We start from the raw sequence: 20841 nt of genomic DNA, 5'->3' as shown, positions 1-20841 counted from the left end.
CAGGACCGATTGTCAGTGGCGGGTTGCACACTCGCGACATGACCTCAATGACCGATCTGCGCAAGACCGTCGAGAGTTACTGGGCCGCCGCGGAGGCCCGTGACTGGGCCGCGTTCTCGGACACCCTGGCCGAGGACGTCCTCTACATCCTGCCGCAGACGCGGGAGCGCGTCCGCGGGCGGGAGAGGTACGTCCAGTTCAACCGCGAGTACCCCGGCGACTGGCACCTGCGCGTCGAGCGCATCGTCGCCGACCACGAGCAGGCCGTCACCTGGCTGCACTTCGCGGTGGGACTGGAGGAGATGTACGGCATCACGTTCTTCACGGCCGACCGGGAGGGGCACATAGCCACGGTGACGGACTTCTGGCCCGAGCCCTACGAGCCGCCGGCGGGCCGCGATCACCTGGTCGAGCGTTACTGACGGCTGCTAGTGCCGCACTGACGGCTGCTCGTGTGCGGTTCCTATCCCCCGGTCGTCTCCCGGCGTCTGCGGCCCAGAAGTTCGGCCAGGCCGCGTCGTGTCGCCGCCAGGACCACTCGGTCCTCCGTGCGCAGGACGTAGGTGGGCGGCAGGTCCCAGACCAGGCCCGAAGTGCGGTCGGGGGCGTTCGTCTCCGGGTCGGACGTCTGGCCCCGTTCGCCGCGTTCCGCGGTGTCCAGGGCAAGCACACGCCACGCCCCCGCACGGAACGCCTCCGCGAGCGTCCGCCCCTCCAGCTGCGGATGCCCGGCCACGTCCACGGCCGCGAACAGCAGAACCCGCCGCTCCACGGGAATCGCCCCCAGGATCTGCCGCCCCATCATGGCCCCGGCGAACGCGGGCGCGGCCAGATGCGACACGCTGCGGCTGCGGGTCAGGGCGCCCGGATGAGCGGCGCGCAGGGTGCGGTAGACCGCGGTCGCGAAGTCGTCGTCGTACAGGCGCAGGACGACCCGCAGATCGGGTCGTACGGAGCGCGCGTACAGGACGGCCTCGAGGTTAGTGGTGTCGGCACTGGTCAGCGCGAGCAGTGCGTGCGCCCGGTGGATCTTGGCTGCTTCCAGTACACCTTCCTGTGTCACGTCTCCGAGCACGACGGGTACCCGCAGCCGTCGTGCCGTCGCCAGCCCGCGCGCCTCCGGATCGCCCTCGACGCAGACCACGGGGATCTTCAGCTCCCGCAGCCGGGTCATGACCCGTGTGCCGATCTTGCCGACGCCGAGCAGCACCACGTGTCCGGACAGTCCCCGCGGCGGTTTCCGCAGCGCGGTTCCGCGGAAGGTGCCGAGTGCCTCCAGCACGGCCGCCAGGAGCACGGGCAGCAGCAGCAAACCGACCAGCGCGGACAGCAGTTGCAGGATCTGCCGCCCGACGGGCTCCCCGATGGCAGGGTTGTCGATCGCGAACAGATCGAGCAGCGTCAAGTAGGTGGCCCGCAGTGGAGGTTCGCCGGTAACCGCCATCGACGCGATTGCGAGGGCCACGACACAGCCCACGAGCCCGGCGAACGACCAGCGCAGCCGCCGCGACAGCAGCGAGCCGAGGGGAACGACGCTGCGCCCCGCGGGCAGCGCGGGACCCGCGTACGAGACCGCCTCCAGGACGACCGTTCCGCGGCCGGTGGCCTCCGCGACCGCCCTTTCGTCCGGCAGGAGTTGCGGACCGTGCGCACCGCTGCCCTCGGAACCGTCCGCGCCGGCGGGATCGTTCGCGGTCGCGGACAGCAGTGCCAGGGTGCACAGCCCGGGGTCGGCGACCTGGCCGGGCCCCGGCGGCGGGCGGTCCACGGCCCGCAGAATCAGCCCGTCGGTCTGCACGACCTTGGTGGTCCCGGCGACAGCGGTCGCGGCCAGTGCGGGTGCGGCGGTGTCTGCATCGGACAGGACGGTCGTGGACGCGTCGAACGCCCCGGCCTCCCCTCCGGACCCTCCGGAGGCAAGGGCCGCGGCCTGGTCGAGAAGTTCCTCGATGTGCTGGCCCAGCCGCCTGTTGTAGAGGCGCAGGACAAGCCGCAGCCGTGGGTTGAGACGGCGGGCGGTGAGTGCGGCCCGGATGTTGGTCTCGTCGTCGTCATAGACGAGCGCCAGCGCCGCCGCCCGCTCCACACCGGCCTCGGCAAGCACTGCCTCGGACGCCTCGGCTGCCTCCAACAGCCGCTCATCACCGGAAGGCTGGGGCGCACGACCACCACCGGTTCCGGTGGTGCGGCCGTCCGTGCCGCCGCCGCCGCTGCTGCTTCCGTTGCCGTTGCCCGCCGCGCGGGTCACGGCAGCGGAGACCCGGTTCAGCAGTGTCGATCCGCGGGCACGGCCCACCACCGGCTGCCGGGCCACTCGTTCGGCCGGCGGCACGACGAGTGTCACCTGCTCCCCGTACACCCCGCGCAACTCGGCGGACAGCCGGTGCGCGAGCCCGTCGTCTCCGCACACCACCATGTGTGCCACGGGGTCGCCCGACCCGTTCTGTTGCGGAACGCTTGCCACGGGGACAAAGACTGCCCTACCGGTGGCCGAGGTTCCACCGAAGTCCGAGGCACGACCGCGGACTTGCCGAGCCATCTCCGCCGGGCCCCCGAGGAGCGGCGGGAGGCGTTCGTCCTCACGCAACTGCTCGGCCTGCCGTACGCGGAGGCGGCCGTACTGAGCCACTGCCCGGTCGGCACGGTCCGTTCCCGGGTGGCCCGCGCCCGCGCGACCCTCCTGGACCTGCTCACGGCGGCGGACAAGCCCGCTCCTCTGGCCGCCTGCGCGGCGGTCGGGCACGTGCCGGGGTCTCAATCGACGTCCCGGCACGTGCCCAAGGGGTTCCCGTACGAACAGGCTGCGATCGGAAGCGGGCTAGAGGGCGGGGAAGGCGGGGAACGTGCAGGTGGGGACGGTGCCGCTGCCGCTGACCGAGCTGGTGGTGACGCCGGTGCCGGAGGGCTTGAGGGTGGAGTCGGACAGGCCCACCTTGGCGTATTCGGCGGTCGTGGTGTTGGTGTCGAGGGAGACGTTGAGGAGGGTCAGACCGACCGGGTGGCCGGAGTCGTAGCCGCTGATCACGGACTTGGCGCCGGAGACCGAGGCGGTCGCCTTGACGCCGTTGACCACGATGCCGGTGAAGCTGGGCGTGCTGCCGCTGCCACTGGCGTAGTGGGTGTCGAAGACCAGCGGCTGCTTGACCTTGGTGATGCAGGTGCCGGTGTAGGTGACCTTCGTGACCGGTCCGCCGTTGACGCCGCTGCTCTTGATACGCAGACCGACGCTGCTGCCACTGGCGTTGCCGTTGGCGTCGGTGCCGGTGACCGTGTTGCCGGTGACCAGGACGTTGCTCACTCCGGCGGCGGTCTCGGATCCGATGGAGATGCCGTGGGTGCCGTAGAAGTGGCTGTTCCTGACGGTGATGTTCTTCGAGGGGGCGCTGCCGCCCTTGATGGCGATGCCGTCGTCACCGTCCATGATGTACGAGTTCGCGATGGTCACGTCGGTGGCGCCGCTCGGGTCGATGCCGTCGGTGTTGCGGGCGGTGGCCGGGGTCTTGATGCGGACGCCCCAGGCGGTGAACCCGGTGCCGTTCTGGTAGGAGACGTGGAAGTTCGGGGCGTTGACCAGGTCGATGTCGTAGAGGGTGAAGTTGTCGGACTTCACGGCCTGGATCATGCGCGGGTTGTTCTGGTTGGCCTTCTGGTTCTTGGCCTGGGTGGCCAGGGCCCACCAGGTGGTGCTCTTGCCATACAGGGCCATGTCGCCGCGGCCGTCGATACGGCCCTGGCCGCCGCCCGCGGCACGGATGCCCTCGACACCGGCGTTGGCGCCGGAGACGGTGATCAGTGGCTTGCAGCCGCCGGAGGAGGAGGCGACGGTGCCGCAGGCAGGCTTGCCGCTGATCTGGTAGTCGGCCGGGTTGCGGGAGCCGTACAGCGTGACCGGACTGTCGAGGAGCAGCACCACGCCCTTGGGGACGGTGATCGGCCCGGTGAGGAAGGCGGTGCGGGTGCCGCTCGCGGTGAGCTTCACCGCCACCTGGCCGGAGCCGCTCTGTGCGCAGGCGTTGAGGGCCTGCTGGATCCGGCCGGTGTCGGGCGGCGCCGCCTCCTGAGTGCTGCCGGCTTTGCGGCCGGTCATGGTGAGCCCCGAGACCAGGGTCCGGCAGACCGTCTTCGGGGTGCTGGGCTGTTGGACGTTGCGGCTGTCGCCGGTGGCGAAGGCCGGCGCGGACGTCGTACCGGAGGCGTGCGCCGCCACGATCACCCCTCCGGCCGCGGCCGTGGCCAGGGCCGTGCCCAGCGCGATCCTCGCCCTGGTGAACTTCCCTCTGCGGTGCCGGTTGGGTGCATCGGCCGTGATGCCCTTGTGCTGCATGGACCTGGTTCCTGTCGAGCCGGGGCAGGGGGAGAGACTCGCCCTCATCGCCTGCCGACGCCATCGCCGCCCCGCGCGACCGCGGACCGGCGACCTTCCGTCCCTCCAGTGGCCCCCGCCACGCGGCGCGTTGCCGTCGGATGCCGGTTTTTGCCCGGAGTTGACCAGCGGTCGACCTTCGCCGACGCGCGCCCACTGGGGGTGCGGCGCGGTCGACTGGACGTCGGCCTCGGCGTGTTACCGGGCTGTGACGCCTGACGGACCGTTCGGCGATCGCGGGCTGACAGGCTTCCCCATCGAACAGAGCAGCAGGCGGTCGGGTGGCCCGAAGCGGCCCGGGGGACAGCGGAGCGGCTCTGGCGTTGATGCGCTGCACCATCTATCGACATTTCTGGGGGATCAATTCATGTCGGCTCGCACCCGTAACACCGCTGCTGCCATCGCCCTTGCCGCTGCCGTCACCGGCACCGCGCTGCTGGGCGGATCCGGCTTCGCCAACGCGGCCCAGGCCGCCACAGCCGCCAAGAGCAGCTCGCACGGGACTCTGACGATCAGCAACGGCACCAAGTACGTGCTGATCAACGGTCACTGGGTGAACTTCGGGGTACCCGTCAGGGACCTCGCCTGGTCCCCGAACGGCGCCAAGGCCGCCTTCATCGACGGCGCCGGGAACCTGGACGTCGCCAACGCCGACGGCAGCCGACGCGTCGTCGTCGCCAAGAACCCCGGTGGCCAGAACTGGTCCCACCCCACCTGGCAGGTGGCCAAGGCCGACACCCAGGACGGCATCCCCGCGAAGAACAACCTCATCTTCGCCGCCCGCGCCAACGGTGTTTCCAGGCTGAAGTACGTGGCCGCCACGGCGGTCCACGGCACGCCCAGGACGCTGCCCCTGGTGGCTGAGCCCGGCCCGGGCGTGCCGTCGCTGCCGCAGACCGGCAACGTGTGGCCGAACGCGGCCGGCGGCCATGGCACCTCGGTCTACGCGAACTCCAGCACCGGTGAGGTCTACATCCGTGACGACTACATCCGCCAGCAGGGCGGCGCGCTGACCAAGGGTTCGCAGCCGGCCCTGTCGCCCAACGAGGAGGAGGTCGTCTTCGTGCGTTCCGTCGCCGGCCACGACCACGTCCTCGTGGAGGACTTCACCACCGGCCATGTCAAGGACCTCACCCCGCACGCCACCACCGACTACACCGAGCCCGCCTGGTCCGCCGACGGCACGACGCTCGCCGTGCGGACCCCCTCCGGCACCGTGACCATGCCGGCGAGCGGCTCGGGCCACCCGACCAAGGTCACCTCGGTCGTCGGCCTGGCCGCCTACCGCCCCTGACCCCGCCCCACGGGACCGGGCCGGGCTCGCCCGGGGCGTGGAGTCACTCCGCCGCCCGGGCGAGCTCGGCCCGCAGTTCGTCCAGGTGCGCGTCGGCCGTGTCGTGCGGGAGGAACTCGACCACGTCGAGGAAGCGGAACAGGACCTGGCTGCTGGTGATCGCGTACTCGTACTCCCCGAACCCCACCACAGCGCCCATCGCGCCCCGGACGGCGCCCCGGACGACATGCTCGGTCATCTCGTCCGGCTGAGCCGCCGTCAGTCCGCGCCGCGCGTTCGGACGGGCCAGATACGGGCACACCATCGAGGCGTACAGCATGCACGCGCGGTGCCCCGGTCCCTCCAGGGTCGGCGAGAGATTGCGGTAGGGGCGCCCGGCAGCCAGCGCCTCGCTGATCGCGGCGCTCTCCGTGGCGCCCACCACGCGCCACACCGGTCCCTGCGGCATTGGCTTGTTGCAGACCGAGCAGAGCCGCTTGCGGGCGCAGTCGGCGCTGCGCCCGTAGTCGGTGAGCGCGAACTGCGGCTCCTCTCCCTCCCACGGGGTGATCGCCGGAACGGGGTAGCCGCGGGTGTCGCGGGGCCTGGCCTCAACGGTCGGCGGCATGGGAACGGTCTCGAAGCGCACGGCCCATGCCTACCAGGCGCCGGGGCGACACACCACCGTTGGGCGCCGTCGGCAGAGCGTCCACGTGTGCCGTGCCGTCAGTGGATGCTTTCTTTCTCCGGTACGACGACCTGGTCGATCACTCGTTGGATCTGTTCGGTCGGCAGGGCGACTGCCATGGCCCAGTAGTAGACGGCGAGGCTGAAGACGGCGGTGACGCCGATGTCCCACCACAGCGGGAACCATGGGTGCTTGAGGGGCCCGAAGTCGCTGAGGTAGACGATGAGGCCCATGCCGACGAGGTAGGCGGGCAGCCACTGGGCGGCGCGCAGGTCGAGCTGTGGCGCGACGGGGTTCATTTTGAACACCCGGTTGGCGATCAGGATGGCGTAGCCGATGAGGATGGCGGCGCCGAGTTTCCAGTCGGTGGTCCACCCCGACCACAGGATCAGCAGGTTGGCGACGATGAAGGCCAGTGGCGACATCCACCTGCCTCCGGGCAGCCGGTAGGGGCGGTGGGCATGGGGCAGCCGGCTGCGGAACACACCGAAGGAGAGCGGGGCGCCTGCGTACATGAGCACACTGGCGCTGGTGATCAGCCCGACGAGGGAGCGCCAGCTGGGGAAGGGCAGGAAGCAGATGCAGCCGGTCACGAAGGCGGTGAGGAGGCCGATCCAGGGGACGCCGCGCCGGTCGGTGGTCTCGAACGCGGAGGGCACGTATCCGTTGCGGCTGAGGCCGTAGGAGACCCGGGAGGAGCCGGTGATGTAGATCAGGCCGGTGCCTGCGGGGGAGACCACGGCGTCGAGGTAGAGGACCGTGGCCAGCCAGCCCAGGCTGATGAGCGTGGCGACCTGGGCGAACGGTCCGGTCAGGGCGGTGAACGCGGAGGTGGCCCAGTGGCTGCCGATCTGGGAGGCGGGCAGCACGGCGAGGAAGGCGACCTGGAGAAGGATGTAGATGGCGATGCCGATGACGATCGATCCGATCACTGCCCGCGGGATGTCGCGCTTGGGGTTGGCGCTTTCTCCGGCGAGTTGGTCGGCCTGCTCGAAGCCGAGCAGCGCGAAGATGATCCCGCCGGTGGAGACGGCGGACAGGATGCCCTTGGCCCCGTAGGGGTTGAATCCGTCGGCCGCGGTGAAGTTGCCGCCGTGGAACTGGGCGATGGCGAACACGAAGATCGTCAGCAGGGGGACGCCGACTTTCCACCAGGTCGCCGCGCTGTTGGTGCGGGCCAGCAGACGGATGCTGAGGAAGTTGATGGCCGTGATGACCGCCATCAGTCCGACCGCGACGGCGATGCCGACTCCGGTCAGGATGTGCTCGCCGCCCTTGATCTTCTCCCAGCCGCTCGCCCAGGAGTAGTGCTGGCCGTACGTGATCATTGCCAGCACCTCGATGGGTGCCACCGTGGCCGCCTGCAGCCAGGAGAACCAGCCGAAGGACGCGCCTGCGGCCCAGCCGAAGGCGTAGTGCGGGAAACGGGCGGTGCCGCCGGAGACCGGATACATTCCGCCGAGCTCGGCGTGCACCAGCGCCAGAATCAGGATCGCGAGGCCGCCGATGGCCCAGGAGATGATCGCCGCGGGCCCGGCCGCCGCCAGGGCCCCCTGGGCGCCGAACAGCCACCCGGATCCGATGATCGACCCCTCCGAAGCCCAGATGAGCCCGACGAAGCCGATCTCGCGCCTCAGACCCGCCCGGCGGGTTCCTGAGGCCGGTGCCCTTTCCGGCGCGACCATGCCCGACACCCCCTCAGCTGGGTGATGCTCAGCATCATCGTGTCACGGTGACGCGCACTCGGCCGTCGACGCCGTGCGTGCGTACGGGCGAAGTGTGCGAACTCCGCAGAGACGGTGGCCCCTCTGCCGACCGGACCTTCCTTACCGGCCAAGGCCCGTATCCGGGCGAGGCCCCGTATCCGGGCGAGGCCCCGTATCCGGGCCAGGCCCCGTATCCGGGCCAGGCCCCGTATCCGGGCCAGGCCCCGTATCCGGGCCAGGCCCCGTATCCGGGCCAGGCCCCGCACCCGGGCAAGGCCCAGCACCCGGGCAAGGCCCAGCACCCGGGCAAGGCCCAGCATTGTTCACGAGTCATCAATCGGACTGACACCAATCCAGCCATCCTGTGACGGCAGCTGTGTCTTGACTGTGTGCCCTCGCTCATCTGGAAGGTGATCGCACATGGCCAAAAACAGACGTGGCAGCGTTGTCGCAACAGCGGTGGCGACGAGTGTGATCGGTGTCGGTCTCGCACTGTCCGCCGGTGCCGCCGACGCCAGTGGCGGCGTGGCCGCCTGGTCGTCGGTGCCGGCTGTCACCGACGCCCGCGGCGTGACCGCTCCCAACGTCCTGTCGCCCGGGCTCACCGAGCACCCCGTCGCGCAGGGCTCCCTGAAGCTGGAGAACCCGACCGCCGAGGTCCCGTACTACGGATACCTCGGAGACGGCACGCTGCTGCCCGACCCCACCATCAAGCAGGCCCCGGGCGTGAAGATCGAGGCCAGCAAGACCGAGCCCGACAAGAACACCTACCTGAGGCTGTCCGGTCTGCACGGCGCCGACGCGTCGTACCCGTACGGCACGCACTTCCTCTTCCAGGGCCACGAGGGCGGTGAGGCGGGGTACATCACCCGCATCAACCTCGACGCCGACCAGGCGCACCGGGTGACGCTGCTGGCCACCAAGAAGACCGACGGCACGAGCATTCCCGCCATCGACGGTTCCACCTGGGACCCCTGGGCCAAGCGGCTGCTGTTCACCTCCGAGGAGGGGGCCGAGGGCGCCGTGCTCCAGGCCACCCCGGACATCGACTCGAAGGTCCAGGACATCTCCGCCGTCACCGGACGGGCCGGCTACGAGGGCATCCAGAACGACTCCGCCGGCAACCTGTTGATGGTCGAGGACAGCGGCGGAACAACGGTCGCCACCAAGACGAAGGTCCCCAACAGCTTCGTCTACCGGCTGATCCCCTACGACAAGCACGACCTCACCAAGGGCGGCAGGCTCCAGGCGCTGCAGGTGGTCTCCCGCCGCAGCGGTTCGCCCATCGCGTACCAGAGCGTCGACAGCGCGCACCCCACCGGCGCAGCGTTCACCGACGACGAGAAGGACCTGACCAACTACGGTCCGGCCCTGAGCACCCACTGGGTGACCGTCCACGACACCAGGACCGACACCAGCGGGAAGGCGTTCGACGCCAACGCCCTGGCGAAGGCGGCCAAGGCGACCCCGTTCAAGCGTCCGGAGAACGGCCAGTTCCGCCCCGGCACGGACTTCCGCGAGTTCTACTTCGACGCCACCGGCGACACCAACACCACCAGCACGGCCAATGACGGCTACGGCGGCTGGGGCACCCTCTACAAGCTCACCCAGAGCGACCCGCGCTCCGACGACGGCAAGCTGAGCGTCTTCTACACCGGCGACAAGGCGCACACCGGCATCGACAACGTCGCCTTCCTCGACCGCACGCACGTCGCCTTCGTCGAGGACGCCGGCGACACCGCGCACACCCAGCGGGGTGCCCTGGACTCCGGGTACGTCTTCGACACGACCACCGACTACTCGCGCGGCACACAGCCGGTGCGCTTCCTGGGCGAGGGCCGCGACCCCTCGGCGACCCTGGACAACATGCTGTCCTCGGTGAACGGCGGCATCCAGAACGACGGTGACAACGAGATCACCGGCATCCACGCCTCCAACGGCGACCCGGGCACGGACGGCATCCTCGGCGCCAAGGTGCCGACGCTGTTCCGCGACGGCTGGCGACTGTTCTGGACCCAGCAGCACGGCGACAACACCACGTGGGAGATCACCCCGGACGACAAGTAGGGGTTTGCGGGCCGGCTGAGGCGGGACGGCGACCGATCCTCGCGTCCCGCCTCACCTGCCTACTCGCCTTGATCCGACAACTCCTGTTTCTCATATGGGCGGCCAGGCGTAGTCGGCCCTCGAAAAGTTGGCAGAAGGTACTTTTCGCCCAAACTTATGGTCGATAGACTGTCGGGGTGGGACTGGATCACGCTTCGCTGACCACCCTGGCCGCCCTCGGCGACGCCACGCGCCGCCGCGTGTTCGAGCTCATACGGCAGGCGCGTCGACCGGTCACTCGTGAGGAGGTCGCCGACAGCCTCGGCATCTCCCGCAAGCTGGCGGCCTTCCACCTGGACAAACTCGTGGTGGCCGGACTGCTCCAGGCCCACTACGAATCTTCCGCAGGCATCCGTAAGGTCGGGCGTCGGCCCAAGGTGTACGAGCCGGTGGCCGAGGCCATTGCGGTGAACATCCCGGAGCGTCGTTACGGAATGCTGGCCGACGTCCTCACCGAGGCCGTGCTGACCGAGGCGGAAGGCGAATCCGCCCGCGACGCCGCGCTCCGCGTGGCATACAAGCGGGGGGAGAGCCTGGGCTGCGCCGAGCGCGAGCGGGTTCGTCCCGGGCGGCTCGGTGCCGAGCGGGGGCTGAGCCTGGCCGCCAAGACGCTCGAGGAGTTCGGTTTCGAGCCGGAGCGCTCCGCGCCCACCCTGCTGCGGCTGCGCAACTGCCCCTTCCATCCCCTTGCGGCGAAGGCCCCGGAACTGGTCTGCGGCGTCAATCAGGCTTTCCTTGCCGGCTATCTGCACGGCCTGGGCAGCGACAAGACCAAAGCGATGCTCGCCCCGCGACCCGGCTCTTGCTGCGTCGAGCTGCGTGGCGAGGATGCGGCTGGAGGCTCTCAGGAGACGGATACCGCCTGCGAGCGGTGAGCCGAGGTCCCGCTCCGGCCCGCCCGCACCTGTCGATGTCTCCTCAGGGCTCTCCGGTCCCTGCACGTGAACAGCTGGAGTCATGATGAACTCCACCAACGCCACCGAATCCACCCTGCGACTGCTGGGGGCCTGCTGCGCCGTCGGCAACACGGTGCTGCACTCGCTCCTCATCCCTGATCATCTCGAGGAGAAGTTCTACGTGGGCGTCCTGTTCGCCGTGGGCAGTGCGGTCATGATCGTCGTGGCGGTGGCTCTCGTGATCATGAAACGCCCCTTCGTCGCGTGGCTGACCGGGGCGCTCGTCAGCCTGGGCATGATCGTCGGATTTCTGCTGTCGCGCACCGTCGGCCTGCCGGACGGCTACTACGAACCCGGATGGGAGCCGCCGTACGGCCCCTTGTCGCTGCTGATCGAGGGTCTCTTCGTCCTTGCTTTCCTTGCCTGGCTGGGCCGGAGGCCGACGACGGCGGCGCTCCCGGGCCGCCGTACGGATCGGACCAGGAGCGGATCGCGTCCGGGCGAGGCTCGTCGAAGCGCCGGGCCCGGCGCGTGACCCTGGCTGCTGTCGCCGACCAGCTCCGGAGGTGGTCATGGAACTGACCGTGCTGGTCGTCCCCGAGTGCCCCCACACGGCCGTTCTCCGCGCCCGCCTGGACCAAGTACTCGCCGACCACCCGGACATCACCGTGACCTGGCGCCGGATCACGACCTGTGAAGCCGCCGAGGCCGCCGGAATGCACGGCTCCCCCACACTCCTGCTCGACGGAACCGACCCCTTCACCCCCCTGGTCGGCCGACGAGCCTGTCCTGCCGGGTCGATGCCCTGCCGACGACCGACCAGATCCGCGCCGCCCTCTTCAAGGACAGTCCGGGCTGACCCTCCAGGACACCGCGGGCCCGGGAGGGCAACGTTCCCCTTGACCCGGACCCGAATAAGACCACCAATCGTTGGTGAAATACCTCACAGGTGAGGTGGCGCAGGACGTCGAACAGTGACCTGCGTCAGGCGAAGCAGCCGGTCAGCGGCGTGCTGGCGGGCCCGTACGGGCATCCGTACCACCCGATCCTGGTCACCGTGCCGATCGGGGCGTGGGTGTCGAGCCTGGTCTTCGACATCGCCTCCCGAATCGTCGGCCGGCCGGGCTTCCTGGCCCACGGATCGGCCTGGCTGATCGCCATCGGTGTGCTCGGGGCGCTGGCGGCGGCGTGTGCCGGCTTCCTCGACCTGTTCGCCATCCCCACCGGCACACCGGCCTTCCGTACGGGTCTGGTGCACATGGCGCTGAACCTCGCCGTCACCGCCGCGTACGCGGCCGGTTTCGCCTGGCGGCAGGGCGGCGGATACCCGCAGGGGCAGGGCGTCGGATACGGGCAGCTGACGCTCTCCGCCGTCTTGCTCGCCACCCTCGGCCTGTCCGGTTACCTCGGCGGCAAGCTCGCCTACCGCTACGGCGTGCGGGTCGCCGACGAGTCCGTACAGGCCGAGGGCTTCCGCACCCGGCACCCGTCCTGATCCGCCACGGCTGCCCGGTCCCGCACACCGGAACCACCGGAACCACCGGAACCACCGGAACCAAGGGAGACCGACATGGACATCGCCGCTCTCATCGCCTGGGTGGTCACCGCCCTCGGCGGGTTCGTCCTCCGCCGCTCGTCTTCGGTCACTTCGTGCTCGCGGCAGCCGGACTGGCCGTATGGATCATCTACCTCGCCGCGGACCGGGAAGCCCTGGCCCGGACGGCCTTCGGCATCCTGGTCGCCGTGGCCCTCCTCGGCTTCACGATGTTCGCCCGCTGGGTTCCCGTGTACCGGACCGCCGCCCCGGCCGGCGCCGCGGGCGCAACGACTCCCGCGGAACGGCACCTGCCCGTCCCCGTCGTCGCCGCCCACGGCCTCCTCGGCGCGGCATCCCTGGTGCTGGTGTTGTTGCCCGCACTCGGGGTGGGCGGGAGCTGATCTCCGGACAGGCCCTAGGGACGCGGGGCGGTTTCGGTACGCGGTGTGCCGATGGGCCACGAGGTGATGTTCAGCCAGGATGCGCAGTCGGTCGTGTCCTTGGTGCCTTTGCACACTGTCAGATAGCCGGTCGTCGTGAGCTGCACCGCCTGTCGCACGCCGACGTCGACGGATCCGCGGCCGCACACCTGCGCCTGCTTGTGCGCCGGGCCCGGGATCATGTCGAACACGAACCGGGTCCACACCGAGTAGCAGCCGTCGCCGGTGTTGGACAGCTTCCCGTGCACCACGAGGTCCCCGGCAAGCCCCGTGCCGCCCGCCTCGATCCACCGCTGCCCCGAGGCCGTCGCAGTCTGGTGGCGCACCGACCAGGGGACGGTGCCGGTCTCGGTCCGGGCGGCGGCGGCCGAGGCGGTCCCGGCGAGCAGGGCGCCGGCGACGGCTGCCGAGGTGGCCCAGGTGTGTATGCGCATGAGTTCGTTTCCTCCGGTTTCTCAGGGTGATGGACAAGGCCGGACGGCCGGGGTCAGGCCGAGTTCCCGCAGTGCCGATCTCGCGGCGTTGTGCCCGCACATGCCGTGCACGCCCGCCCCCGGCGGCGTCGCCGCCGAGCAGAGACGGACGCCGGGGATTCCCGTGGCGTAGGGATCAAGCGCCAGGCGCGGGCGAAACGCGAGAGAGGCAAGGGAGTTGGCGCCGTTGAGGATGTCCCCACCGACGTAGTTGGGGTTGTACGCCTCGAGCTGGGCCGGGGAGCGGGCGGTCAGGCCGATGACGCGGTCGCGCAGTCCGGGGGCGTACTGCTCGATGCGCTCCAGGACGGCGGCCGTCGCATCCCCGTCATAGCCGTGCGGGACGTGCGCGTATGCCCAGACGGGGTGGACGTCGCCGGCCGAGCGCCCGGGGTCCGCGAGGTACTGCTGGGCGACCAGTACGAAGGGATGCCGGGGCATCCGCCCGCGGGAGACCGCCTGTTCGGCCTCCGCGATCTCCTCCGCGGTTCCGCCGAGGTGGACGGTGCCCGCCGTGCGGCACACCTCGGCACGCCAGGGAACGCCTCCCTCCACGGCCAGGTCGACCTTGTACGCGGCGGGCCCGTGCCGGTAGCGGGTGTACGCGCGTCGGACGCGGGCGGGAAGACGCGGACCGCACACCCTCGCCGCCGCGCGGGGAGCCAGGTCGAGCAGGACCGTGCGGGCGGGGGGAAGGTCCCGCAGGGAACGGACGGGGGCGCCCGTTTCGATGGTGCCGCCGAGTTCGACGAGACGGGCGGCGAGCGCATCGGCGATGGCCCCCGAGCCCCCGCGGGCGACGGGCCAGCCGTGACGGTGCGCGGCGGCGGTGAGCATGAGTCCGATGGCGGAGCTGCCCGCGCCGGCGAGCGGGCGCAGGGCGTGGGCGGCGACCCCCGCGAACAGGGCACGGGCTTCCTGCCCGCGCCATCGGCGCAGGGTCCACTGCGCGGGGCGGGCCGCCAGCAGCCCGAACCCGCCCGTGCGGACGGGGTGACGGGGCAGCCGCGTCACCGGGCGCATGAGGTCTTCGCTCAGGGCGTCGTAGTGCGCGGTCAGGGGCGCGAACAGCCGGTGCCACGCCGGGCCGTCGGCGCCGAGCCCCCGCACGGTCGCGGCCAGGTCGCGCCGCAGTACGGCCGCGCGGCCGCCGTCGAGGGGGTGGGCGAGGTCGGTCTCGGCGTGCTCCCAGCGCAGTCCGTGGCGTTCGAGGCCGAGAGTGCGCAGGTAGGGCGATGCGACGGCCATGGGATGCACCGCGGCGCAGTGGTCGTGGAGCAGGCCGGGCACGGTGACCTCGCCGCTGCGGGTGCCGCCGCCGATGGTGGCGGCGGCTTCCAGGACGGTAACGGAAAGGCCCGCCTGGGCGAGCGTGACGGCACCGGCGAGGCCGTTGGGGCCCGCTCCCACGACGAAGGCGTCGACGGTCACTTCAGGGTGCCCTTGGTGTGCTGGAACCAGCGCAGATAGCCGGTGGTGGGAGAGCCGAGACCGGTGGCGTCGTCGTAGCCGGGGCGGGCGTGGAGTCCGAAGTCGTGGCCGAGGGTGTAGAGGAGATAGCGCTGGGCGCCCGCGGAGGTGTCGATGTCGGGGCCCTCGTCGCGTACCACGGTGAGAGGTTGCGCGCCGGCGTTCGCGGGCCGGTCGGTGACGTCGTGGAAGACGCCGGCGCGGGACTGGGCGAGGCCGTACAGGAGCGGGTTGGCGAAGCCGAGCCGTTGTCCGGAGGCCTGTTGCGCGTCGGCCTGGACGGCGGCGAAGGCGGGCGCGGCCGCCGACGTGCCGCCGAACCCGATGAGCTGGAAGGTCCCGGCGTCCGTGAGTCCGACGAGAACGGGCAGCGCCCCGTCGCCTTCCAGCGCCACATCGGGCGTCATGCGGTGTGCGGTGTCGCCAGGGACACGGCCGCGCTGGTACCAGGGCTGGGGGAAGTCGCTCGCACCCCCTCCGCCACCGAAGGCGAAGACGCCGGGAACGGGCCCCCATGCGGTGTCGTTGTCGGTGCGGATGGCCAGCTCGTCGCCCATGCTGGTCTCCCAGGCGTAGTCGCCGTGCCGGTCGAGGGCGAGGGTGGTGCCGCCGACCGAGGTGACCCACGGGGAGCCGCTGGGGAAGTCGGCCTGGGCGCGGGTGGTCTTCGGGTCGCAGTTGGTGCCGGTCTGCGCGGCCTGGGGCGAGGAGTCGCCGCAGTCGCCCGCGGCGAAGTAGACGCCGATGCCTTCGGCGGCGGCCTGTTCGAACAGCAGGTTCCACGCGGCCACCAGGGTGGGCGTGAGATGCCCGGGATCGGAGTGGATGATCTCGGCCCAGGAGTTGGAGATGACGTCCGCCCGGCGGCCGTCGATGATGTACGACTCGGCGTCCATCAGGTCGTTGTCGAGGCAGGAGTTCGCGCCGACGTAGAGGACGTTCGCGTCCGGGGCGAGGCCGTGGGCGAGGTCGATGTCGAGGGCCTGTTCGCCGGCCCAGGTGCGCGGGGGCGCGCACGCGTCGCCGATGTGCCAGTCGGCGGGCGTCACGTGCTGGCGGTACTGGCCGGGCCGGAACGCGTGATCGCCGGTGGCCCGGGCATAGCGGTCGGCGTCGGCGGGCATGTCCGGTGACCCGTAGGCGTCCACGACGGCGATGGTGGAGCCGCGCCCCGTGGCGCCCTTGGTGCCCGCGCCGTAGGCGTGGCGCAGCTGGGCGGGGGTGTAGGGGCAGGGCGCGTACGTGGAGGTCCTGCCGTACGCCTTGGGCAGACCCGTGGCGGGCTTCTCCCCGAAGTGGCCGGAGCAGACGGCGCCGTCGGCGGGTACGTCGAGAGCCGGCACGGGGGTCGACAAGGGGCGGGCCGCGCCGGGGGTGGACAGGCCGGACACGCCGAGGACGGTGGCACCGAGGGAGGCGGGCACGCTGAGGTCGCCGGAGGGGGCCTCGCTCGTGCCACGGCCGGTGCGGTAGCGGTGCAGGCTCGTGCCGAAGGCCTGCAGGACGGCGCGGGCGGGGCCTTCGATCGTCAGGTAGTGGGGGGTGCGGCCGGTGACGGTGAATCCGGACCCGGCCAGCCATGCGGTAATGGTCTGGATCTGATGGCCGGTCGGGCCGAAGCGCCGCTGGTACTCCGCCGGAGTGAGGTAGTGCCGGTAGTGCGGGCTGTGCGGGTCGCTGACATCGCGCAGGAACGCCGAGAGCCCTTGCGGATCACGGGAGTTGAGATGGAGCCGCGCGCTGACGTGCCGGCCGCCGGGCAGCGGGCCCGCGTCGGCGGCCCGCGTCGCATACGTGGGCCGGGATCCCGCGAGCGGGTGCCGGTCGGCCGCGTGGGCGGCGGGGAGCGAGCCGACGGCGCCGAGCAGTGCGGCGCAGGCGGCCGCGACCACGGGGCCGCGCAGGCGACGCAGCGGGCGTATCGGGGCAGGGAAAGGCACGGAAGCAGACCTTCTGGTGTGGGCGCGCCGGGCGGCGCGCAGGCAGAACGGGGCGGCGCGGCCCGGGCTCGTCGTCCGTGCGGGCCGGTGGCCGCCTGCCGTGGTGAAGGGCGTGGTGGGGCCTACATGCGGACGGTCCGACCCCGGCACAGCGGACCCGAGACGCCCTGGAACTCCAAGTCGAGGCCCAGACCGTCGCGTTCGGCGTGGATGTGCAGGTGGGGTTCGGTGCTGTTGCCGGAGTTGCCGACCTCGCCGAGTACCTGCCCCGCGCGCACGGTGTCACCCTTGGCCACGGTCACGGTGCCGGGGCGCAGGTGGGCGAGCTTGACGATCTCGGCGCCCGTGTCGATCCACACGTGGTTGCCGTAGGGGGGCTGGTAGCGGATGGTGCCGGGTTTCTGGTCGTCGATGTGATCGGCGGCCGAGACGACCGTACCGTCGCAGGGTGCGTGCACGGGCTGCCCGTACACGAGGTAGCTCTCGTTCCTTCCGCGCACGCCCTCGTTCCGGGCGCGGTTGCGCGCCTGAGTACCGCCGGGGCCGACCTGGAGTACGTCCAGGGCGCCGCGCTGCTCGGGGAAGGCAAAGTGATGGTTGAGGCTGCGTCCGCCTCCCTGCGCCACGTACCAACTGCCGCCCTGCAAGGGGAAGACGAGGGGCTGGGAGACGGCCGTCCCCCAGCGGTGGCGCCGTACGCGCATCAGGAGTACGCCGAGGACGGCGACCAGGGCGGCCCCCACGACCAGCTCGGTGGCGCCGCCCGACGTGGGCAGCCCCGGCAGCCGCCAGGCGGAGGCGAGGGCGACGAGCGCCCCGGCCTCCAGCGGCCTGCGTATCCACCACGGAAGCAGGGCGGGGGCACGCCAGCCCTCCACGACCAGGTAACCGGCCGCGACGATGAGCAGGCGGCCGCACCAGGCGATCCGGGAGGGGGCTTCCCAGCAGGCGTCGATGCGTACGACGAACAGCAGCACCAGCACGGTCCACGCCAGAGCCGGGCGCACCCAGGCGGTGCGCAGGCGTTGCGGGCGGCGTGCGGCGGGGGCGATCAGGAGCGCGTCCAGTTCACGGCCGTCCCGGGTGGCGGCGAAGGCGAGGGCCCGTCCCCTGGTGCCTTCGATCACCAGTCCGTCGGGGCCCTCGCGCACGCCGGTGACGTCGCCGACCCGTCCGAGCGTGGCGTCCACGATCTCGTCGAGCCGCTCGCGGCCCACGGCGGCGACCACGCGCGGCGCCAGGCGTTCCCGGTCGGCGGGCTCGGCGGTGAGGAACCGGTACAGGGCGTCCGGCGCGGCGTTCGCCGGGCCGGCGTCCGGCTGCACGATCCGGCGGGAGTCCGCCGGTTCCCCGGTCCTGTCACGCATCGGCCATGCCCTCCTGTCCGCCCGTCATCGCCGCGGGTGTCATGCCGCCCGCGGGCGACAGTGACCAACCACGGTTCACAAGGCGGTCCTTGACGGTTCGAAAGCGCCGCGCGAGCGAGCGGTAGTCCTCGTCGCGCAGGCAGGTGCAGTCGGCGCCGATCATCAACAGCCCGAAGCACACCAGGCCCATGCAGGCCATGATGCCCAGGTGCATGGCCTCGAGGGCCAGCGTGTTGGTCTTCCGGACCCATGGGCGGGCGGACAGGATCGCGAAGGGCAGCGCGAGTTCGGCGAAGATCGTGAGGTAGCAGACGGCGGTGGTCACGAAGGCGTTGCTCATCAGGTGCGCGTACGTCGCCGACATCTCGAAGCCGGTGATCCGGCTGATGTAGTACATGGCTACGCCGTCCTGCCAGACCTTTCCGGTGATCTTCCAGTAGCCCGCGGCGAAGTACAGCACCGCGGTCTCGAAGACGATCAGAAAGGCACCCAGGTTGTGCAGCACGGTGGAGACCGCCGGGTGTTCCTGCTCACGCATCTTCGCGCGCCGCCGCTTGGCACCGGGCGCGAAGTAGGCGTCGGACACGGTGAAGACCATGAACAGGATGAGGATCTGGGCGAGGTTGTCGCCACCTTCGAGCACGTCCTGGTTCCGGTTGTGCAGCGACCACATCATCACGGCCTGCGCCAGCGTGAGCACCCGGCCGCCGAAGATCATGAACGCCAGGGCGACCACGATCGCGGCGTGGAAGACGATCTCGAACCAGAGGGTGGAATGCCCCCACAGGAAGAGCGAGAAGCCCCAGTGCGGCAGCGCGGCCTTCGCCGTGGAGATCGAGTTGTAGGAGTCCGGCCCCCACAGGAAGCGCCGCCGTGAGTAGTCGGACAGGCAGTACAGAACGGTGGCGAAGCCGATGACGACGCGGAGCGCCGCGACGCCGATGAGCCGGTGTTTCCTGGTCGCGAGGCGCAGCAGCGCGGCGTCCAGTCGGGCCGTGCCGGTCCGCCATCCCCTGCCCAGCAGGGCGAACACGCCGGTCACTGAGCCACCCCCGGAACGTAGGTCATCCATGACGTCGCCAGCAGGCCCTGCTCGTGCTGCTTCGGCTTGGGCACCGCGTACCGGGCCGAGAACGGAACGATGGAACGGTTCTTGAAGGTCGCCTGGACGGCGACGATCTGCGCGTCCGGATAGAGCGCCTTCGCCTGTACGGAGAAGAATCGCTGCATTTCGTCGAAGTCCGGTTTGAACTGGGCGTCAAGACGTTTGCGGGCTTCCGCACGCTCGGCTTCGGGAAGCTTCCGGAGCTTGTTCACGACCCCCGCGTACCGGTTGGCCGCGGCGTCGAAAGCGAGGAGAACGCCCGGCAGCTTCGTCGGGTTCACACGGAAATTCCGGGGTGCTCTGTCGATGGCCTGCTCGATCTCGACGGGACTTGTCTCCACGACCTTCCCCGAGCCGGGGAGCCTCATCCGGGCGCGAAGGTAGATGAGGTCGTTGCTGGTTCCGGGGGTGGGCCCGAAGAGGTGCCAGTCCTGCCAGAACACCGGATCCATGAAGGCCGTGACGGGGCCCTTGATGCGGTCCTTGGCCGGGGAGTCCGGGGCGTTGTACACCAGGCAGCAAAAGCAGTACACCGCCACGGCCATGAGGGCGGCCAGCGCACTGATCCGTACGTTCGGCGGGAGCGGGCCGCCCGCTGTCCGGGGTGCGCCCTCCGATGCGCGCGAGCGCGCGAGAACTCTCATCGCTGTCCACATCCAGGTGGGGGCCGACGTCCAGGTCGGTCGATTCGGAAAAGGGTGCATTCGCGCGACACTGCGTGCCGGGGCGGGGCGCCCCGCCCCGGCACCGGGGGTCGATCGACTTCCCCCTGCGCCGATGTCAGCCGGCGCCACAGGTCACGTGGCGCCGGTGGTCGGCCGACGCCAGTGGATCTTTCTCTGCCGCACGTCGTGCGGCGGTGCGGAACGTACGACGCAACGGGTCAGTTGGCGTCGTAGGCGGTGTCGCCCGGGATCACCCCGCGCAGCGTCTTGCCGCTGAGGGCGGGACCGCCGCTGGACGACGAGGAGGACTCGCTGGAGGACGAGGACTCGCTCGACTTCAGCTTGGTCGCGAGCTTCACCGTGGCCTCGCCCGCCTTGACGACCGTCGCCGCGGCGACGCTCTGGGCGATCGCGTGCCAGAACTGCGGCTGCGCCCCCTTGCTGAGGACCTGGGCGGTGGCGACCGACTGCTGGGCGGCGGCCTTGTGCTGCGGCAGGGAGGCAGCCGACGCGCTGGACGTGGTGAGACCCGCGGTGCCGACCGCGGCGAGAGCCGCGATCATCGCACCGGCGACGGCACGCTTGCCGTTCATGATGGTTCCCTTCGAGTGGAGAAAACATGGAGATGCGCGAATCGATTCGCAGAGAAGTGCGCACTTTTCTCCCATGGCTCGACACGGCACACAAAGGCCTTGAGCAACCGGGGAGTGCGCTCATGCTAGCCACGACTCGGCGCGGCACTCAACGAAATTCGTGGCCGCCAACCGGAGTTCGGTCCTCCAAGCTCAGGCAGAGCTCAAATCCGAAGACCT

Annotated in this window: 18 protein-coding genes and 1 pseudogene; 8 read left to right on the top strand and 11 right to left on the bottom strand. The window is 70.8% G+C overall.

The window, feature by feature from the left end:
• Positions 1–47: 47 nt before the first annotated feature.
• Positions 48–422, top strand: coding sequence for a nuclear transport factor 2 family protein (locus ABT186_RS14270; protein ID WP_351223139.1), 375 nt, complete (start codon positions 48–50; stop codon positions 420–422).
• 41 nt (positions 423–463) lie between these two features.
• On the opposite strand, the gene ABT186_RS14265 is transcribed toward ABT186_RS14270, so the two are convergent.
• Entirely contained in the window at positions 464–2416 is a 1953-nt protein-coding gene (locus ABT186_RS14265; RefSeq protein WP_351925264.1) for an NAD-binding protein, read from the bottom strand.
• Between the two features lie 135 nt (positions 2417–2551).
• Between ABT186_RS14265 and ABT186_RS14260 the strand changes: the two are divergent.
• A pseudogene (locus ABT186_RS14260) lies at positions 2552–2725 on the top strand (sigma factor-like helix-turn-helix DNA-binding protein); the annotation flags it as partial.
• Between the two features lie 93 nt (positions 2726–2818).
• On the opposite strand, the gene ABT186_RS14255 reads toward ABT186_RS14260, so the two are convergent.
• On the bottom strand, positions 2819–4324 hold the full coding sequence (locus tag ABT186_RS14255; protein WP_351925226.1) for a glycoside hydrolase family 28 protein: 1506 nt from the start codon (positions 4322–4324) through the stop codon (positions 2819–2821).
• Between the two features lie 406 nt (positions 4325–4730).
• On the opposite strand from ABT186_RS14255, the gene ABT186_RS14250 reads away from it, so the two are divergent.
• The gene (locus tag ABT186_RS14250; protein WP_351925224.1) at positions 4731–5657 is read left to right on the top strand and encodes a TolB-like translocation protein; all 927 of its coding nucleotides are present in this window, start codon (positions 4731–4733) and stop codon (positions 5655–5657) included.
• A 43-nt stretch (positions 5658–5700) separates the two neighbouring features.
• Here the strand turns inward: ABT186_RS14250 and ABT186_RS14245 are convergent, their stop codons facing one another.
• Together ABT186_RS14245 and ABT186_RS14240 are read right to left on the bottom strand one after the other, a co-directional pair.
• A complete protein-coding gene (locus tag ABT186_RS14245; RefSeq protein WP_351223125.1) occupies positions 5701–6285 on the bottom strand; it encodes a hypothetical protein in 585 nt (194 codons plus the stop codon).
• A gap of 77 nt (positions 6286–6362) precedes the next feature.
• A complete protein-coding gene (locus tag ABT186_RS14240) occupies positions 6363–8009 on the bottom strand; it encodes an APC family permease (protein ID WP_351223127.1) in 1647 nt (548 codons plus the stop codon).
• A gap of 441 nt (positions 8010–8450) precedes the next feature.
• Between ABT186_RS14240 and ABT186_RS14235 the strand changes: the two genes are divergently transcribed.
• The 5 genes from ABT186_RS14235 to ABT186_RS14215 all read left to right on the top strand — a co-directional run bounded on the left by ABT186_RS14235 (position 8451) and on the right by ABT186_RS14215 (position 12970).
• Positions 8451–10097, top strand: a complete 1647-nt coding sequence (locus ABT186_RS14235) for a hypothetical protein (protein ID WP_351925222.1) — start codon at positions 8451–8453, stop codon at positions 10095–10097.
• 176 nt (positions 10098–10273) lie between these two features.
• Positions 10274–11011, top strand: coding sequence for a helix-turn-helix transcriptional regulator (locus tag ABT186_RS14230; RefSeq protein WP_351236281.1), 738 nt, complete (start codon positions 10274–10276; stop codon positions 11009–11011).
• An 82-nt stretch (positions 11012–11093) separates the two neighbouring features.
• On the top strand, positions 11094–11567 hold the full coding sequence (locus tag ABT186_RS14225; protein ID WP_351236279.1) for a hypothetical protein: 474 nt from the start codon (positions 11094–11096) through the stop codon (positions 11565–11567).
• Between the two features lie 414 nt (positions 11568–11981).
• A complete protein-coding gene (locus ABT186_RS14220) occupies positions 11982–12527 on the top strand; it encodes a DUF2231 domain-containing protein (RefSeq protein WP_351236276.1) in 546 nt (181 codons plus the stop codon).
• Positions 12528–12682: 155 nt separating this feature from the next.
• Positions 12683–12970 (top strand): hypothetical protein, encoded by a 288-nt coding sequence (locus ABT186_RS14215; RefSeq protein ID WP_351925220.1) that lies wholly within the window; start codon positions 12683–12685, stop codon positions 12968–12970.
• A gap of 14 nt (positions 12971–12984) precedes the next feature.
• Here ABT186_RS14215 and ABT186_RS14210 read toward each other — a convergent pair whose 3' ends face one another.
• From ABT186_RS14210 to ABT186_RS14180, 7 genes are all read right to left on the bottom strand, one after another.
• Positions 12985–13443 (bottom strand): hypothetical protein, encoded by a 459-nt coding sequence (locus ABT186_RS14210; RefSeq protein WP_351236272.1) that lies wholly within the window; start codon positions 13441–13443, stop codon positions 12985–12987.
• A 21-nt stretch (positions 13444–13464) separates the two neighbouring features.
• Entirely contained in the window at positions 13465–14913 is a 1449-nt protein-coding gene (locus ABT186_RS14205) for a phytoene desaturase family protein (protein WP_351925218.1), read from the bottom strand.
• Positions 14910–16892: a S53 family peptidase gene (locus ABT186_RS14200; protein WP_351925216.1), complete on the bottom strand. Its 1983-nt coding sequence runs from the start codon at positions 16890–16892 to the stop codon at positions 14910–14912. The genes ABT186_RS14205 and ABT186_RS14200 overlap by 4 nt, the downstream gene beginning before the upstream one ends.
• Before the next feature lie 122 nt (positions 16893–17014).
• Entirely contained in the window at positions 17015–18259 is a 1245-nt protein-coding gene (locus ABT186_RS14195) for a peptidoglycan DD-metalloendopeptidase family protein (RefSeq protein ID WP_351236267.1), read from the bottom strand.
• Entirely contained in the window at positions 18252–19301 is a 1050-nt protein-coding gene (locus ABT186_RS14190; RefSeq protein WP_351236265.1) for an HTTM domain-containing protein, read from the bottom strand. Before ABT186_RS14190 ends, ABT186_RS14195 begins: the two co-directional genes overlap by 8 nt.
• On the bottom strand, positions 19298–20008 hold the full coding sequence (locus ABT186_RS14185) for a DUF5819 family protein (RefSeq protein WP_351236263.1): 711 nt from the start codon (positions 20006–20008) through the stop codon (positions 19298–19300). The genes ABT186_RS14190 and ABT186_RS14185 overlap by 4 nt, the downstream gene beginning before the upstream one ends.
• Before the next feature lie 239 nt (positions 20009–20247).
• A complete protein-coding gene (locus tag ABT186_RS14180) occupies positions 20248–20622 on the bottom strand; it encodes a hypothetical protein (RefSeq protein ID WP_351236370.1) in 375 nt (124 codons plus the stop codon).
• Positions 20623–20841: the final 219 nt, after the last annotated feature.

This window comes from Streptomyces sp. NPDC001634 (assembly GCF_040298185.1).
GTDB lineage: Bacteria > Actinomycetota > Actinomycetes > Streptomycetales > Streptomycetaceae > Streptomyces.
Note: the sequence above shows the minus strand (reverse complement) of the source record. Positions and strands in the feature narration are given on the sequence as shown.